This window comes from Limisphaera ngatamarikiensis, assembly GCF_011044775.1.
In the GTDB taxonomy this organism is placed as follows: Bacteria; Verrucomicrobiota; Verrucomicrobiia; order Limisphaerales; family Limisphaeraceae; genus Limisphaera; species Limisphaera ngatamarikiensis.
Map to the genome: position 1 here is coordinate 13,895 of NZ_JAAKYA010000042.1, position 17,430 is coordinate 31,324.

The 17,430-nt window shown below is 62.8% G+C and carries 12 protein-coding genes; 3 read left to right on the forward strand and 9 right to left on the reverse strand.

Translation table 11 applies throughout. From position 1 onward, the window contains the following. Positions 1-282: 282 nt before the first annotated feature. On the forward strand, positions 283-2,004 hold the full coding sequence (locus tag G4L39_RS05950; protein WP_165106679.1) for a ThuA domain-containing protein: 1,722 nt from the start codon (positions 283-285) through the stop codon (positions 2,002-2,004). A gap of 688 nt (positions 2,005-2,692) precedes the next feature. On the opposite strand, the gene G4L39_RS05955 is transcribed toward G4L39_RS05950, so the two are convergent. The 9 genes from G4L39_RS05955 to G4L39_RS05995 all read right to left on the reverse strand — a co-directional run bounded on the left by G4L39_RS05955 (position 2,693) and on the right by G4L39_RS05995 (position 15,467). After that, positions 2,693-4,141, reverse strand: coding sequence for an ammonia-forming cytochrome c nitrite reductase subunit c552 (locus G4L39_RS05955; protein ID WP_165106681.1), 1,449 nt, complete (start codon positions 4,139-4,141; stop codon positions 2,693-2,695). Positions 4,142-4,170: 29 nt separating this feature from the next. Next, a complete protein-coding gene (gene nrfH, locus G4L39_RS05960) occupies positions 4,171-4,635 on the reverse strand; it encodes a cytochrome c nitrite reductase small subunit (protein ID WP_165106682.1) in 465 nt (154 codons plus the stop codon). Between the two features lie 521 nt (positions 4,636-5,156). Then, a complete protein-coding gene (locus G4L39_RS05965; protein ID WP_165106683.1) occupies positions 5,157-5,870 on the reverse strand; it encodes a YceI family protein in 714 nt (237 codons plus the stop codon). Between the two features lie 22 nt (positions 5,871-5,892). Next, positions 5,893-7,257: a Gfo/Idh/MocA family protein gene (locus G4L39_RS05970; RefSeq protein WP_165106685.1), complete on the reverse strand. Its 1,365-nt coding sequence runs from the start codon at positions 7,255-7,257 to the stop codon at positions 5,893-5,895. Positions 7,258-7,403: 146 nt separating this feature from the next. After that, positions 7,404-8,285, reverse strand: a complete 882-nt coding sequence (locus tag G4L39_RS05975; RefSeq protein WP_165106686.1) for a ThuA domain-containing protein — start codon at positions 8,283-8,285, stop codon at positions 7,404-7,406. A 1,179-nt stretch (positions 8,286-9,464) separates the two neighbouring features. Beyond that, a complete protein-coding gene (locus G4L39_RS05980) occupies positions 9,465-10,787 on the reverse strand; it encodes a type II secretion system F family protein (protein ID WP_165106688.1) in 1,323 nt (440 codons plus the stop codon). A gap of 35 nt (positions 10,788-10,822) precedes the next feature. After that, on the reverse strand, positions 10,823-12,523 hold the full coding sequence (gspE, locus tag G4L39_RS05985; protein WP_165106689.1) for a type II secretion system ATPase GspE: 1,701 nt from the start codon (positions 12,521-12,523) through the stop codon (positions 10,823-10,825). Positions 12,524-12,535: 12 nt separating this feature from the next. Beyond that, positions 12,536-13,654 carry a type IV pilus twitching motility protein PilT gene (locus G4L39_RS05990; RefSeq protein ID WP_165106691.1) on the reverse strand — a complete coding sequence of 373 codons (1,119 nt, stop codon included), beginning with the start codon at positions 13,652-13,654 and terminating at the stop codon, positions 12,536-12,538. Between the two features lie 97 nt (positions 13,655-13,751). Next, complete coding sequence (locus G4L39_RS05995) at positions 13,752-15,467, reverse strand: ATPase, T2SS/T4P/T4SS family (RefSeq protein ID WP_165106692.1); 1,716 nt, start codon at positions 15,465-15,467, stop codon at positions 13,752-13,754. A gap of 464 nt (positions 15,468-15,931) precedes the next feature. Here G4L39_RS05995 and G4L39_RS15895 point away from each other — a divergent pair, with 464 nt between their 5' ends. Together G4L39_RS15895 and G4L39_RS06005 are read left to right on the forward strand one after the other, a co-directional pair. Further along, positions 15,932-16,153, forward strand: coding sequence for a DUF5679 domain-containing protein (locus G4L39_RS15895; RefSeq protein ID WP_165106670.1), 222 nt, complete (start codon positions 15,932-15,934; stop codon positions 16,151-16,153). Further along, positions 16,150-17,325, forward strand: a complete 1,176-nt coding sequence (locus G4L39_RS06005; RefSeq protein ID WP_165106693.1) for a nucleoside-diphosphate kinase — start codon at positions 16,150-16,152, stop codon at positions 17,323-17,325. The genes G4L39_RS15895 and G4L39_RS06005 overlap by 4 nt, the downstream gene beginning before the upstream one ends. Positions 17,326-17,430 lie beyond the last annotated feature (105 nt).

Genomic DNA, 17,430 nt, shown 5'->3' on the forward strand with positions numbered 1-17,430 from the left:
GCGCCCCGTTGCGACCGGTGGGCCTTTTCTGGCCTTGGACCGTGTGAAGGCTCCCCCACCCTGCCAAACCCGGTCCCCTCCACGTACGGACCGGGACAAACACCTTCGCAAGCGGGACTTCATTCAAAGATCCAGCCCGGCAGACCCCGGTTCCAGCAAGCGCTCGAAGTTGGCAATCGAGCGGGTGAACCCATGCGGGACCGCTTACCGCTACGCAATGGTGACGGTCCCCTGCTGACCGTTTGCTTTGGAAGCGCCTTCCCACTACGCTGGGGTTGCGACATGAAGATCATCCGTTGGACCTGTCTGGCATTGCTGGTTGCCCGCACGACGGCACCGCACGCTTGGGGTTGGGATTATGAGGTGCACCGGGCCATCGTGGACCTGGCACTCGGCGCCCTGCCAACCAATTTTCCGGCGTTTGTCTTCACGCCGGCTGCTCAAGAACGATTGATGTTTCTATCCGGCGAGCCGGACCGGTGGCGCAACGCCTCGACGGAGGTTGCCTTCAGCCACGCCACCGCTGCCGATCACTACCTGGATATCGAAGAGCTCGAACCGTTGAGCCTGCGTCTGGATGAGTTGCCGCTCTTCCGCTACCAATTCGCTGCGCGCGTGCTGGAAACGCGCGCCCGTCACCCCGAACGATTCAAGCCCATCGACGCCGCCCGTGATCGCGACCGCACGGCGGCATTCCCGGGGTTCCTTCCGTGGACGATCGTCGAAGGGATGGGCCGTTTGCAATCCGCGTTTTCCTTCCTGCAGGCGTGCGAAACCGCGGGTGGATATCCGGAGGAAATCGAAAACGCCCGCGCCAACGTGCTCTACGCGATGGGCGTGCTGAGCCATTTCGTGGGCGACGCCACCCAACCGTTGCACACCACCCGACACCACCACGGGTGGGTGGGTGATAACCCTCACGGCTACACCACGAACCGGGGCATCCATGCCTGGATTGACGGGGGCTTTTTCCAGCGCACAGGCGGCGTGCCCGTCGAAAGCCTCCGCGCCCGGATGCGCCCGGCCCGCGTGCTGGAGGAAGCCAGGGATCCCGAGAGCACTTTTCGATTGCTGCTCCGCTGGTTGGAAGAACAACACCGCCAAGTGGAACCCCTGTACCGCTTGGAAAAGGAAGGGAAGCTCAGCGGTGTGGGGCCTTTGGGCCAGGAAGGTCGACCATTCCTCGAGGGCCAGGTGGTTCGGGCGGCGCAAATGTTGGCCGATTTGTGGGTCACCGCCCGGGTTCGAGCCCCCCGGGACACATTTTGGGAACGCAGGTTGCAGGAGCGACAAACGAGGCGAACGGGCCAATTGCGGCTTCTGGTGGTCACCGGAGGACACGGATTCGACCGGCTGCCCTTCCACGCCCTCTTTGCAGGCCTGAGCAACATGACGTTTCGGATCGTCGAGCATCCTCGGGCGCACGAGTGGTTCCGCCCCGAGCGGTCCGGCGAATACGACGTGGTGGTATTATACGACATGTGGCGGGAGATCACTCCGGAAGATCGCGCCCATTTTGTGCGCACCACCACCTCTGGAAAGGGCGTCGTGGCACTTCACCACGCGCTGGCAGCCTACCCCGGCTGGGACGATTACGCGGAATTGCTGGGGGGAAGATACCTATTCGCCCCCATGCAGCGCGACGGTCGACAATATCCCGCCTCCAGTTACCGTCACGACGTCCGATTTCGGGTCCGTGTGGCCGATCCTCACCACCCGGTTACGCGCGGTGTGACCGACTACGAAATCCTGGACGAGACCTACAAGGACTACTGGGTCGCACCCGGTGTGAAACCACTCCTTCTCACTGATGACCCCGCCAGCACCCCGGTGGTGGGCTGGGCCAAGACCAACGGTCTCTCCCGGTGGGTTTACATCCAGGGCGGTCACGACCGGCATGCGTGGGAGCATCCGGCCTATCGGCAACTGCTGGAGCAGGCGATCCGTTGGGTAGCCGAGCCGGTGGCAGGGCCCGTTCCCAATGCGTCATCCACGCAGCCTTGAGGCGATGCCATCGTCCCCGGCCGACCTGGAAAGCCGCGGCAAACAGATGAAGGGCTCCTCCGCCGGGTAAAGACTCAAGGGCCCGCAGGCACCACCTCCCCCGGCGTTGGACGCATGAGAAACCATGCGGTGGCCTCATTGCTGCGGGCTGGCGTCTCGGCCTCCGCTGAAGGCTGAATGGAGGCTGCCCCGGGGCAATAGCAGGCTGACGCGGAAGGTGCAGCCTTTGCGCAATGGCTTTGCGCAGGCGCGAGCGCTGTCGGCCTGGGTACTGTTTGCAACGGGTTTGCAGAGTCCAGAGCAGCTCGGCTTGGCCCGCCGATTTGCCGGCCAACATGCTCCCGGACCGACTGCTCAACCGCTCTTGGCATCCCAGCAGGCGTCTAGAACCAGGGCTCAGGTTTTCGCACAATCCGAATTCCCGGCGTTGCTCCCTTTGTCTGGAGGTCTCTCTTCGGCCCTCCGATCAGTGCCACCAATGCCGAACTGCCGAGTTGCGCGTTTCCGGATCATGCGGAGGGCCGGCCCGGCTTTCCGGGTTTGGACGGGCCGGTCCTTGCCGAACCTCCATCGGAGATTGGCCGGGATCGGATACGCCCATTGCATGACACGCCCGGTAGCCGCCCGGCTCAATGTCCGGGGTCAGGAGGCGTGCCCATGCAGAACTCCGATGTAAAGCCCTCTACGCTCACGGTGCCTCGGTGCGGTTCTGCGCCACCGGAGGGCCGGACGAAACCGATTTCTCGCTCAGTTTGCGGACAGCGATCTGTCCCTGCCGGCAGAAATCGATGGCTTCCGCCAGGATCCGGGCAGCCTCTTCAGGCGCATGGAATCCGGTGGAATTTTCGGCTTCGATGAAGTCGATGTAGAACTGCGCCTTGCGGTGGTAGGTAAGGGCCTCCTTGAGTTGCGAGTCAGTGCGCCCCGCCTGCCGCGCGGCCTTGATGTCGGCGATCAGGTCCATGAGCGCGTCCAGTGCCCGACTCCGGAGTTGATGGGTTCGCTCCTGGATGGTGAAGATGCGGGCCTTGAGTTCTTCTTCCGGCCAGGGATGGCAGGTCTGGCAGGAGCGATGAACATTGAGGACCGGGCTGCGGACGTGATGGTCGCTCACCTTAAAGGCGCCAACCCGCTGATAGGGCATGTGGCAGTCCGCGCAGGCCACGCCCGACCGTGCGTGAATCCCCTGACTCCAGAGCTCAAACTCCGGATGCTGCGCCTTCAACACGGGCGCGCCCGTCTCGGCATGGACCCAGTCCCTGACGCCGTTCTCGTCATAGTAGGCCATGATGTCCTCAACCTTGAGCCCGTGTTTCCAGGGGAACGTGAGCCGCTTTTCCTCGCCCTTGAAGTAGTACTCGACATGGCATTGCGCGCAGACATAGGAGCGCATTTCCTGACGGGTGGCCATGCGGTTGACGTCATAATCGGGGATGCCCTCCTTTGCCTTGAGCTGACGGATGCCCTCGATGAAGGCCGGTCGCGTAATGCGCAGTTGCATGGTTTCCGGATCGTGACAGTCGATGCAGGCGACGGGATGTTCGACCAACTTTCGAGCTTCGGCGAACGGCAGGGCGTTGAAGCGCTCAAATCCTTTCATGATGTCGCCTTCGCCGAGCTTTTTGTAGGCGGCATAGGCCGAGGAGTGGCAGTTCAGGCATGCCCCCGGCTGGGGCCTGGCCTGACGACCGGTGAAGGTGGCGTCGTCCAGCATGTACGCATGGCCGCGATCCTCCCGCGTATCCAGGGCGAAGGCGTACCCGGCCCACAGGGTCTTCAGGCGCGGGTCCTCCTCCAGTTTCGACTGGGCGACAATCGAACGCGGGTCGGCCTGCGTGGGCGTCCGGGGCAGGGCTTCACTGCCGCCGTAACGGGTGCGGACCTGATCCACGGTTCGCCGGTAGCTGTCGTACTGGATGGGGAAGTTCTTGCCCCAAACCGCCGGGTCCGTGATCCCGTCGTGAAGTTCCACCACACGGAAGAACGGGTTCCTGGCTTCCCGTTTGCGCTCCAGAATGTTCACCAGCAGCGCCAGGGCGCCCACGGTGATCACGGCCGCAAGCCCGGTCACGAGACCATATTTCAGTAATTGACCGCCCCGACGTTTCGACTCCGATCGTCCGACTCGTGTTTGCATCGTTCGCCTCCTTTTACAAATCCAACGCGTCAGTGCATGTGGCCGGCATCCCGGTGACAGTGCGTGCAGGAAAGCCGCTCGGTGTGCGCGAACGTTCGTCCGGCCGGCATCTCAATGGCATGGACGATGTCCGCATGACACTTGCGGCACGCCTCCTCCGTTAGCCGACGGTTCCGCTCGGTGATCCGGATGGGGTCCGGGAAGGTCCCCAGGGTGAAGTAGTAGGAATGCCAGAAACCGTTTTGGGCCTTGGTCCACCACTTGGCCGCAAACCCGGCGGGGGTGTGGCAATCGTTGCAGGTGGCCACCGCGTGATGGCTGGAGTGGCGCCAGGCGTCAAACTGCTCCCGCATGATGTGGCAGTTCACGCACGCCTCCGGATCGTCCGAGAGGTAGGAATAGCCTCGGGCGTAGATGAACGTGTAGGCCCCGGTGCCCAGAGCCACTCCAATCATCACGCCCATGCCGATCCCGGCCCATGTCTGCCATTTCATGACGCCGCCAATGTACGCACGGTGGAAACGACCGCAACGGCACTTCGGTTATTCCTTTGACTTAAGTCAACGGCTCGGCCAAATAAGCCACACAAACTCCATCTCAGAGGCCGAGCAGCGGTCCGGCCCGGAGCCGGTTGCGAGCCGGCAATGCATCAAACCGCTTTCAACCCCGCGCACTGCCGCAGGGTCGGAAGGCAACGTCCGCCGGTCCCGGCCGAAGGGTGAACCTAAGGGTGCCAGGGATCGTCGGGGACGGCCCGCCGGTATGGATCAGTACACCCAGGAGGCGGCGGCGGGCGTCGCAAAAGGGATCGATCGCGAACGGTGCCGCTCGGGTCCGACTTCCAACGCGGTCGGGCCCTCTCAGACACATCCCCACTGGCTTAGCGGGCGCGCACCCACGGGTACCGTTGCGAGAGGACGCGGCCCCGTCAAACCGAACCGGCCCGGATTCACGTCCGGGCCGGCTCTTTTAAAGATCTGTCAGGAACCTGTCGGAGGCGCAGCCGGTTTCCGCGTCAGCGTGGGAACACCTCCCATTGGAACTTCACTTTGACGTCATCGCCGGTCTTGATCAGGCCGAGGGCGACCTTGGGCGCCGGCGGCTCGATCTTGAAGTCGGTCATTTTCAGCGCCACCTCACCCTTGACCGTCACGTGGTTGTCCGGATGCACCTGAATTTGTACGGGGAACGTAATCCGGTTGGTGACACCTGCCACGACCAGGTCACCCACGGCTTCCGCCTCAAACTGGCCGGCCTCCTTTGCACCACCCTCTTTCAGGGTGAGTTCCTGCAAGGTGTAGAGGATGCGCGGGTGCTCGGTCTTGAGGAGTTTCCCGTACATGATGTCATCCATGGCCGTGCTGTATGGGGTGCCGTCGGCCTTGACACTCTTGAGCGAGCTCACCGGGATGAACACCTGGGCGCGAACGTCCAGTTTTCCCGGTTTGGCCTGATCAGGAGACTTGGGAAAGTTCGGCCCCAACTCCAGCGAGCCGCCGATCAATGAACCTTCGACCTGCCAATCGTGGATGGTGGATGTGCCTTCGATGCGCACCTTGGACTTGCCGCCCGGTTTGGGGCCGAGGCTTGTCCAGCCCTCCGCGGCCAGCAGGGGCACCGTGGCTGCCAGCACCCATGCCCACACTGCCGCGTTCCAACGAGAAGGCAACCGAACGTTCACACCCCGCGTTTTCGAGGTGCCCTGTTGGTTCCGAGCGATCAGTTTCATCATAAGATTCGACGCAAGATTTTCAGCTCAATTCAAACATTTCCGGGGACAGGCTCACCGGTTGGCGGCGTACGACGGACTCGTTGGCTTTGAGCGCCAGAACCGTGGCCCGATAGCCGTCCAGGGCGTCCGCAGCCGGTAACCGTCGGGCTTCTTTGGTCAGGTACTCGGCCAGCGCCTTGGGATCGGTGTCGCCGTAAAGAGACTCAAAGTCCCTCACCGCGTTGCTGATCTCCCTGCAATTACGCAGGAACGCTTCCAGTGCAAAATAAACCGGCGGATCGGCAGCCTCCGTCTGGGCCTCGGGCTGGCTTCCCTGGGATTTCAACTTGGAGGCGTCGGCCCGGAGCGAAATTCCGGTCGCCTTGTAAAATGCGTCTTTGCGCGCGTAAACCTCCCAACCGAGCAAGGGTGCGTCGGCCTCCTTGAACATCCAGGCGCTGCTACCGCGGATCAGGACCGCGGCGTCACTGCCGTAATAGACCTCGGCATCCGCTTCGTAGCTGTTGGCCAGGGTCGCGCTGTACAGGAGCCGGACGCCATCCGGGTATTCCAGCACCGCCTGAACGGTGTCCGCCACCTGGCGCCCATCCCGCCAGAATGCCACGGAGCCGAATCCGTGAACCGTGGTGGGCCATTGGTTGAGGAACCAGCTCACCTGGTCGATCTGATGGATGCCCACCTCGCCCAGCAATCCGGGCGAAATCTCCGGGGACAACCGCCAGTTGATCTCGGCTTCGCGCTCCGGGTTGGGCGAACTCAAGCGCCAGCTGGTTTTGGCGTGCCATTGGGCGCGGACCAGGGCCATGTGCCCGAGGGCACCCGACCGAATGAACGGCAGCAAAAACCGCCTTTGCGGGTCCGAGCGCAGCTGCAACCCGGATTGGAAGACCTGCCGCACACGTTTCAGCGCGGCCTGAGCGATCTCCCGGGCGTCCTCCAGCGTATGGGCCAGGGGAACTTCGCAGTAGACATGCTTGCCGGCTTCCAATGCAGCCAGCACGATCTCCTTGTGCCGATGTGTGGGGGTGGCCACGACCACGGCCGAGATGTCCTTGTTGTCCAGCACCGCACGGTAATCCTCCGTGGCCACGGCATCGGGCACCTTTTTGGCGCTGCGCCGGACCATGGGCGCGTAATTGTCGCATATGGCGGCCACCTCGGCCGCCGGCAGGCGCAGCAACTGGTCCAGCAGGTCACGACCCCACTGGCCGAGCCCGATCAGTCCAACCTTGACGCGTTCTCCGCCGGGTGCAGCCGTTTCGGCGGCCGATGCGGCCGGCCGAACCAGACGCACTCCACCCAGCAACGTGGCCAGAGCAGCGAGGGAACTGCCTCTCAGAAAGTCCCTGCGATTCCATTGCATGCCTGAGTTCTGCTCGCTCATGATTCTTCGTTATTGCAACGTCACGTGTTCAACTGGTTGGTTGGATCAGCTTGACGCAATCAGCCGCCCGGCGCGCGGTCCACGGGCAAGAAGAAAAAGGTGCCCTGCTTCGTGCAACCCGGGCGCGGCGCAAAGTGCCGTTCGGCTCATTCGAGTCCCAGAGCCCACCGGATTCCTCCCAGCAGATGCTTCTGAAACGCCACGGCCACAGCCGGAGGATTTTTGCGCTGACCGTTTTCGGTCCAGTTGGGGTCCCAAACGTCCTCCCGGTGTCCCAGGGAGGTGTAAAACACGCGGCCCTGGCCGTAGGTCTTGCACCAGGCGATGGGATAATCACCCGGAGTTTTCTCGTTGGGATGTTTGTCGAGGCCAAGGCAGCCATGGACTTCGGAACGCTCGAAGCCGTCAAGAATGTAGATCTCGTCAAAAACCTTCCATGAGGCCGGCAGATGTTTGCAAGCGGGGTGTTGCGGGTCCTGGTTCAGAATGTCCACCTCCACCTGGGGACCGTGCGTTTTGAATTCGCCTCCGATCATGCGCACGTAGGGATGAAACGGCCGATGTCCGCGGAACGTGTCGGTGGCGGCGTGGATCCCCACGAAGCCCTTGCCGCTCCGGATCCAGGAAAGGAAGGCCTCCACGTCCGGAATGGGCAGATCGCCGGTGGTGTTGTTGAAGATAATCAGGTCGTACCGTCCGAGGGCGGCGGGACTCATCTTTTCTGCCAGGATACGCCGGTTGGCTTCCTGCACCTTGGCCCGGTCGGGTTTGCCGTCGGGTCCTCGGAACTCTGGAGCGTTCGGGTTGACGTTGGCGACGTCCACGACAAACAGGCCGGAATCATGGCCGAGCTGGCTGATCACCTGCATTCCCACCTCGATGCTGCTATGGCGGAAACCCTCCGTGACGCCCACCACAAGGACTCGTTTTGGTTCCGCGCCCGCGAACGAAGGTGCCCACAAACCCACGGCCAACAGGCCCGCGCAGAACCCCGGGACCCACCGGTTCGAACAAGTCTGACGTTTCATAAGCTTGCCTTTCCCTTCGAGGGCGATGCCTCACTGTAGAGACGGTCGCGGCACCCATGAGATTCAATTGGTATGCTCTCGTCAAGTTCAGTGCACCGGGGCGGCAGAATCGTTGCATGCGCCCCGAGGCTGTCGTGCCGCACGATCGCCATCCCGCCAATGTCCTGTCCATCCGGTGCGGCTGACGCGCAGCTTTTCCCAACGGCGCCAGGCTTCGTACCGGGGGAACGTCCGGTGAATCAGCCCTCGGACGTGTGGATTCGGGGAGGGCGTTGCACAGCCCTCTGCCGGGAAGCCGGTTGCGCCGCGTGCCCGCGCCGTACAGGCCGTGTTCATTCCGCCGTCCCCAACTCGGGAATCACCAGGGCTCATGCCGTCGGATGCCAGGGGCCGGATCCTGCGCTGTTTTTGCGAGTCTGCGGGTCTTTGCGGTGCAGGGATCCATTTCAGAGCGCACGCGAATGCGTTCCGCAGGCGGGCTGGGTATGGCGCCCCGGCCCACCACCCCTCGAGGCCCGGCCGGGAGTGTGGAAGACCACGGGCTGTCGTTCGTCACCCGAGGGGTCGTTGTCTGAAACAAACCGTCCAGGCAAACCATTGGCCCCATGGTCTCGGAGGTGCCATGAGACCCGGCGAGGTCGCACCGGGCGGAGATTCGATCCGGGTCCCCCACCCCACCGGGTACTAGAAAGCACCGTTCTCAGGGGCAGGCACAGTTCGCGGAGAGAGGGCTGCGCGCTTTCCTCCGCTGCCGGCGCCGTGGTGGGCAATAATGCCCTCCGGGATTTCCGAGCGTTATCCGGCCGGACGGCCGTGGCGCCCCGGGCCCGGTCCTGGTCGCGGTTTGCCCCTCGAGACGTGCAGCCAACGGCAACCACGGGGAACAGTGAAGTGAAAGGAAGGCCGGTCGCGGGGCGAGAGCAGGGCAGGTCCTGCCGAGGTTTCGGGGTTCTTGCCTCAGCCACGTCCATCAGACCGTTCGAAACCCGGCGCGACAAAGGTGAGAACCAAAGCCCGGCGACACAACCCACCCGTTCTTGTCGGCCGCGAACCGTGCCCAAGGAAGGAGAAACCGGGCACCCCGGCCGCCGTGCTCTTCACCACGGGCAATGGCAGGCGGCGGGGCGCAACCGACCCGGGCGTTTCCTGCGGGCTCGCAACCGTGGTGGACAAGCCGGATTAGTCTCCGCCGTCGCCCTTGCGGCCCACGTCGCCCACGCCTTCCATGAGTTTGATGAGCGGCAGGAACATGGCGATCACGATACTCCCCACGATCAAGGCCAGGCCGACGATCATGATGGGTTCGAGCAGCGAGGTCATCGCTGCCACGGCGTTGTCCACCTCGTCGTCATAGTTGTCGGCGATTTTGAGGAGCATTTCCGGCAGGGCGCCGGTTTGCTCGCCCACGTCAACCATGCTGATGACCATGGGCGGAAAGATCCCGGAGGCTTCCAGGGGTGCGGTGATGGTTTCGCCCTCTTTGACACTGTCGTGGACCGCTCCGATGGCGTTGGCGATCACGACGTTGCCGGCTGTTTCCTTGACAATGTTGAGTGCCTGGAGAATGGGCACGCCGCTGCTGACCAGAGTTCCAAGGGTCCGGGTGAAGCGGGCGATGGCGAGTTTGGAAATGAGCGGGCCGATGGCGGGCATTTTGAGTTTGAACTTGTCCCATGCGTAGCGGCCCAGCTTGGTTTTCGTGGCCAGTTTCAGGAGAATGAAGAGGCCCACGATACACAGGAATGTGGTCAGCAGGTTCTCCCGGATGGTTCGGCTCACATTCAGCACCAGGCGGGTGAACGCCGGTAATGCCTCGCCTTCCAACAGGCCCTGGAACACTTCCTCGAACTTGGGAATGACGTAGACCGTGAGGATCGTGATGATGGCGGAGGCCACGATCAACACGGCGATCGGGTAGAACATGGCGGCCACGACCTTGCCCTTGATTTTTTGGGCCTTCTCCTGGAACTGGGCGAGGCGGTTGAGCACCACTTCCAATACACCGCCCATCTCGCCGGCGCGCACCATGTTGACGTACAGGCGGTTGAAGACCTTCGGGTGCTGGGCCAGTGCCTCCGAGAACGTGCTTCCTCCCTCGACGGAAAGGGCCAGCTCACCGATGATGCGGCGGAGGGTGGCGTTGCGTTCCTGTTTTTCCAACACGCGCAATCCGCGCAGCAAGGGCAGGCCGGCATCCACCAGCGTGGCCAACTGACGGGTAAAGGTCATGAGGACCTTGGGTTTCACCCGCCCGCCCAAGCCGGGGATTTTGATTTCGATGTCGAGTGCGCTGCGTTTCTTGCCCCTGGCGGTGGGCCGGGCCCCTCGTGCGGGTTGGGCCGCCTTTTTGGTTTCCTTGGCGCCATCGACCTCCACGATCTTGGTCGGGAAGAGGTTCATCTCGCGGATGCGGCCGATGGCCTCATTTTGGGAGGCGACCTCGATGACGCCCTTGACCTCCTTGCCCCGGGCGTCCATGGCAACATAGCTGTATTTGGGCATGGCGGCTCCTGTGGTTGGCGCAGGTTTGCGGTGGTTCAGGTGTACTTCACAACCTCCTCGATGGTTGTTTCTCCCTCAAAGATGTTCCGCAATCCGTCTTCGCGCAAGGTGGTCATGCCCAGTTCGATGGCCTTTTGCCGGAGCACGACCGTGGGGGCGCGCTCGTTGATCAGTGTGCGGATCGGTTCGGTAATGACGAGCAGCTCGAAGATCCCTTTCCGGCCCTTGTAACCGGTGTCGTGGCAATTGGCGCAGCCGCGCCCGTAGTAAAAGACTTTTTCACCCAGGTCGTGCGGGGACAGGTTGAGCAGGGCCAGCTGGCTTTCCGTGGGTTCAAACGGGGTGCGGCAGTCGCGGCAGATCTTGCGCACCAGACGCTGGGCCAGGACGGCCACCAGGGTGGAGGAAATCAGGAAGGGTTCCGCCCCCATGTCGATGAGCCGGGTGACCGCGCCGGGGGCATCGTTCGTGTGCAGGGTACTGAGGACCAGGTGACCGGTGAGGGAGGCCTGGATGGCGATCTGGGCGGTTTCCAGGTCGCGCATCTCACCGATCATGATGACATCCGGGTCCTGACGCAGGAAGGCGCGCAGGGCACGGCCGAAGGTCATGCCCACGGATTCGTTGATGGGCACCTGCATGATGCCCTCGATGTCGTACTCCACGGGGTCCTCGGCCGTGAGGAGTTTGGAGTCGATGGTGTTGATGCGTCGCAGGCAGGCGTAAAGGGTGGTGGTCTTGCCGCAACCGGTGGGGCCGGTGACGATGATGATGCCGTTGGGCCGCTGGATCACCTCGGTCATGTAGTCGTAGATGAACTTCGGGAAACCGAGGTTTTCCAGTTCGAGGTTGACCGTGGATCGGTCGAGTACACGCAGCACCACCGATTCGCCGAACTGGGTGGGCAGCGTGGACACGCGGAGGTCCACCACCCGGCCGCCGATGCGGTGGGTGATGCGACCGTCCTGGGGCAGGCGGCGCTCCGAGATGTTGAGGTTGGCCATGACCTTGATGCGGGAGATCACCGGCAGCGCCAGGTGTTTGGGCGGCGGGGTCATTTCGTACAGGGCCCCGTCCACGCGGTAGCGAATCTTGAACTCGTCCTCAAACGGTTCGAAGTGGATGTCGCTGGCCCGGTCCTGGATGGCCTGTTGGAGGACGAGGTTGACGAATTTGACAATCGGGGCCTGGTTGGCCAGGTCCTCGGCCACGGAAATGTCCTCGGACGCCTCGGCTGCTTCGCGGGCCAGCTCGGCATCGGCGCCGAGTTCCTTGAGAACCTCGGCCACGTTGGACGCCTCTTCCCCGTAGCACCGTTCGATGAGCTTCTGGATCTCGGCCGGGTCGGCCACCACGGGCTGGATCTCGCGCTTGACGATGAAACTGACCTCGTCGATCTGGGCGGGGTTCAGGGGATCGGCAAAGGCAACCTTGAGGGTGGTACCGTCGTCCTCGATGGGGATGCACTGGTAAAGCCGGGCCGTCTCGGCCGGCATCAGCTCCAGCACGTCTGCAGGGATCTGCCGTCCGCTCAGCGAGACCACTTCGGTCCCCAGATGGTCGGCAATGACCTGCAGGATTGTGTCCAGGTCCATGACGCCGTAGTCCTGCAGGACCTGGAGCACCGGGTTGCCGGTGCGCTTGCATTCGCTGACGACCTCTTCGTACTGGAGGTCGTCGATGAGGTTGCGTTCCTTGAGCAGGGCCAGGAGTGGGCTGTGGAATTCTTCCGCCATGGTTGGGAGGGATCAGGCTTTGGGCCCCTTGCCGCGGCCTTTTTCGCCCACGGCCCGGGCCAGGTCGAGTTCCTGGAGTTTTTGTTGCACGGTGACGGGGTCCATGGCCTTGGTGATGACCTCTTCTCTTGCAATGATGCCCTGCTGGTACTTTTCGAGCAAGAAGCTATCCAGGGTCACCATACCGTATTTGGCCCCGGTCTGGATGTCGGATTGGATGCGGAAGGTTTTGTTGTCGCGGATCAGGGCTGCGATGGAGGGGGTGTTGATCATGATTTCGAACACGGCCACACGGCCGGGCTTGTCGATCCGCGGAATGAGCAACTGGGAAATGACCGCTTGGAGCACGGTGGACAGCTGGATTCGGATCTGTTCCTGCTGGTTGGTGGGGAACGCGTTGACAAGGCGGTCAATGGTCTTGGCGGCACCGGTGGTATGGAGCGTTCCGAAGACCAGGTGCCCGGTTTCCGCGGCGGTGATGGCCGCATCGATGGTTTCGAGGTCGCGCATCTCGCCGACGAGGATGACGTCGGGGTCCTGACGGAGGGCCCGGCGCAGGGCCTCGGCGAAGTTGGGGACGTCCACGCCGATTTCGCGCTGGGTGACGATGGCCTTCTTGTGGGTGTGGTAGTACTCGATGGGGTCTTCGATGGTAATGATGTGGACCTCTTCGCGCTCCTCGTTGATGACGTTGATCATGGAGGCCAGCGTGGTGCTCTTGCCCGAGCCGGTCGGTCCCGTGACCAGGATCAGGCCCCGGGGTTTGTAGAGCAGTTCTTTGACCGAGGGCGGGATCCCGATTTCCTCCATGGTCAGGAGCTTGTTCGGGATCTGCCGGAGCACCAGACCGAAGTTGCCCTTCTCCTTGAAGACGCTGACGCGGAAGCGGGCCAGGTCGCCGAAGGCGAACCCGAAGTCCGCGCCGCCGCGTTCCCGGACGTGCTGGATGTGTTCCTCCGAGGTGATGCTGCGCATCAATTCCTCGGTGTCCTCGGGTTTGCAAGGTGGCCCCTCCACACGGTGCAGGATGCCGTGCACCCGGATGACCGGTGGTGTGCCAACGCGGATGTGCAGGTCGGACGCGCCTTCCGACACGACCAACTGCAACAGGTCTGACATCGAGTACGACATGGCTGTCTAGTTCCTCCCTGCGGTCGGGACCGGGGCGCGGACCGGGCCACTGCAGGCGTTCGAACCTCCAGTCCGCCGGGCCTTGTGCGACTGTGGTTCAGGCCTCATCCCCCACGGTGGCCCGGATGACCTCCTCCGGTGTGGTCAGACCGGCCAGGACCTTGCGGATACCGTCCTCGCGCAGGGTGCGCATCCCCATTTCGCGTGCCCGGTTGCGGAGGACCGAGGCCGGGACCTTCTCGTAAATCAGTTTTCGCGCCTCGTCGTCCACGACGAAAATCTCAAAAATTCCCATGCGCCCCCGGTAACCGGTGTTGGCGCATTCGGCGCATCCCCGACCGGCCATGAACTTGGCGGTGGCGAGCTGTTCGGGATCGAGGTTGAGCTGTCGGATTTCGGCTTCGGTGGGCTGGCGCGGTTCGGCGCATTTTTTGCAGACCCGCCGGACGAGCCGTTGCGCCATGATCGCGCGGGTGGAGGAGGCCACCAGGAAGGGCTTGACTCCGATGTCAATCAGACGGGTGACCGCGCTGGGGGCATCGTTGGTGTGGAGCGTGGAGAACACCAGGTGCCCCGTCAGGGAGGCGTTGATGGCGATGGTCGCCGTTTCCAGGTCGCGGATCTCACCCACCATGATGATGTTCGGGGCCTGACGCAGGATGGAACGGAGGGCTGTGGCGAAGGTGAGGCCCACCGCCTCGTTGACTTGGACCTGGTTGATACCGGCCAGGATGTACTCCACGGGGTCTTCGACGGTGATGATCTTGCGGTCTGGACGGTTGATGAAGTGAAGGACTGCGTAGAGGGTGGTCGTTTTGCCCGAGCCCGTCGGCCCGGTCACCAGAAGGATGCCGTCGGGCAGGGTAATCAGCCGCTCGAAGGTTTGCTGATCGTCGGTGAAGAATCCCAGCTCGGGCAGTCCCAGTTTGAGACCTTCCTTGTCCAGGATACGCATGACGATGCTTTCGCCATGCGTGGTCGGAATGCAGGAAACACGCAGGTCGAGGACCTTGTTGCCCACCTTGGTCTGGATCCGGCCGTCCTGGGGAATCCGGTGTTCCGAGATGGACATGTTGGACATGATCTTCAGGCGGCTGATGATGGCGGCCTGAAGTCGTTTGGGGGGACCCTTGACCTCGTGGAGGATGCCGTCGATGCGATACCGGACGCGGAACCGCTTTTCCAAGGGTTCCAGATGAATGTCCGACGCCCGCATCTTGACCGCGTCGGTGATGATCGAATTGACCAGCCGGATGATGGGGGCATCGGCGTCAACCTCGGCTTCCTGATCCTGTCCAAAGCTTCCGGTTACCTCGACGTGTTCCCGGGTGAGCTCTTCGATGACGCCCTTGAACTTTTCGTCGTCCACGACGCTGCGCTGGCCGCCGTAATATTTGGCCAGGGCAGCCTCGATCTCCGGCTCGGACGCCACCATCACCACGATTTCCTTGTTGAGGAGGTGGGTCAGGGAGTCGATGGTGGCAAGGTCGGAGGGATCCGACATTGCCACGGTCAGGGTGTTGTCGTGGAGGTAAACAGGGACGACCCGGTACTTTTTGGCGATGTGACGCGGGACTGCGGCGATGACCGCGTCGTCAATCTGCATGCCGGCCAAATTGACCACTTCGGCGCCGAAATGGGCAGCCTTGGCCTGGGTGACGTCCGCCGGCCGCAGCATGCCGTTGGCCACCATGTAATCAACCACCCCCACCCCGGCGGCCTGCGCCTCCTTGCGGGCCTGTTCGACCTGGTCGCTGGTGACGAATCCGAGATCCACCAGCAAATCAATCAAATAATCGTCTTTCTCAGCCACAGGCGTGACGTCCCTTAACTGCCCGTTTGTTTTTGAGGGCTACAGAGACTAAGCATCCGCCGTTGTTTCTGTCAAACATTCTGGCCGGTCTCGCATCCAGGCCCCTGTCCAACCCCAACTCGTACACTGGCGGGGCCACCTCGCCCAAGGGCCCCTGTCCCGCGCTCGTCGGGCGGCAATGCTGGAAAAGCGGAACCGGGGCGTCTTTCAGCAAGGTTCGGCCGCGATGGTCCAGAGGCCCGGCTGGCCGGGCTACGGAATGAGGCTAAAAGCCTCCCCTTCATGTTCGGGCGGTGCCGGTGCTTTGGGTGGGACCCGACGCAACCTGTTGTCGTTCTGATGGTTATGTGTCTGGCGGCGCTTTCCATGGCCGGTTTGCAGTTGACGGTGCCGGTGTGGCGTCGGTAGCTTGGTCCGGCTTGGACGGCACCGCGGGGGTGCCGTGCAGCAACGGACCAAATCCCATGGCAGAGGGTTACTGCGTCAAGTGCAAGACCAAGAAGGAGATCGCCGAGGCCGTGGAGGAGACGCTCAAGAACGGGCGCAAGGCCATCAAGGGTAAGTGCCCGACCTGCGGCACGGTGATGTTCAAGATGTTGGGTGGGCGGCTGGTTGCGTCCGCGCCTTCCAGCCCTTCGGCCGTGGATCCGGCTGCATCAACGGAAACTTCCACTGAAACCCCATGAGTCAGGAACTGACGTACGCGCTGATCACCCCTTATTCGCTTTTGAAGTCCCGAACCGGAGGCATCTTGAGTCGACTGATTGCCCGGACGGGCTTGGACTTTGTGGCGGCCCGGATGTTTGCCCCATCCGCCGACTTGCTGGAACGGTACGCAGCGTCGTTACCCTCGGCGGATGATCCGCAGGAGCCGCTGATCCAGCAACTGTTCCAGGACTATGTCCGCCAACGGATGGGCCCGGACCCCAGGACCGGCCGCCGGAAACGGGTCATGATGCTGGTGTTCCAGGGCGAAAATGCGGTGCAGAAGCTGCGGGACGTGGTGGGTTTCTTTTCTCGGAACCGGTACGCCGGCCAAACCATCCGGGATACCTATGGTGACCTGGTTTGCGACGATGCCGGCCAGGTGCGGTATTTCGAGCCGGCGGTGCTGATTCCGGTCAATCCGGTCCAGGCGGAGAACCACCTGAAGCTTTGGGCCCGGTACTCCGACACGGACGGCGGCTTGCTGGAGAACGTTATCGAGTACGCTCCCGGGGAGGTGCCCGAGCGCACGTTGGTGTTGTTGAAACCGGACAATTTCCGGTTCCCCACGGGTCGGCCCGGCAATGTCATAGACTTCTTTTCGCGCACGGGCCTTTACATCGTGGCGATCAAGGTCCACCGCATGAGCGTTGCCGAGGCAGTGGAGTTCTACGGGCCGGTTCGGGAGGTGCTGCGGACCAAGCTGAAGGGTGTGGTTGGTGGTCGGGCCCGTGCGGCACTGGAGCGGGAGCTGGGGTTTGGCCTCCCCGTAGAAGTGGAGGCCGGGTTGGGTGAATTGCTCGGCCCTTTGTACGGAGAGAATCAGTTCGAAAACATTGTTCGATTCATGTCCGGGCGGGCTCCGTCGGAATGGCCCAAAGAACGGTGGCATGAGCCGGGTACGGAGAAGTGCATCGCCCTGGTCTACGAGGGCGTGAATGCCGTGGCCAAAATCCGCGACGTGCTGGGGCCCACCGATCCGGCCAAGGCCCCGCCGGGCTCCATACGGAGGGAGTTTGGGTCCAATGTCATGGTCAACGCCGCCCACGCGAGCGATTCTCCACAAAATGCAGCCCGGGAAATGGCCATCGTGAAGCCGGAACAGAACCAGTTCCGGCAGGTGATCGAGTCTGTGTACGGCCCCGTGGCCTGAGCGGGTCGGTCGGTGCCCATTCCGAATCGCGGCGAGGCCTGCCCGAGCCGTGGGCGTGGATGCGGTTTGCGGCCGGCGGCAGGGTTGGGTTCCCTGGCTCTGTAT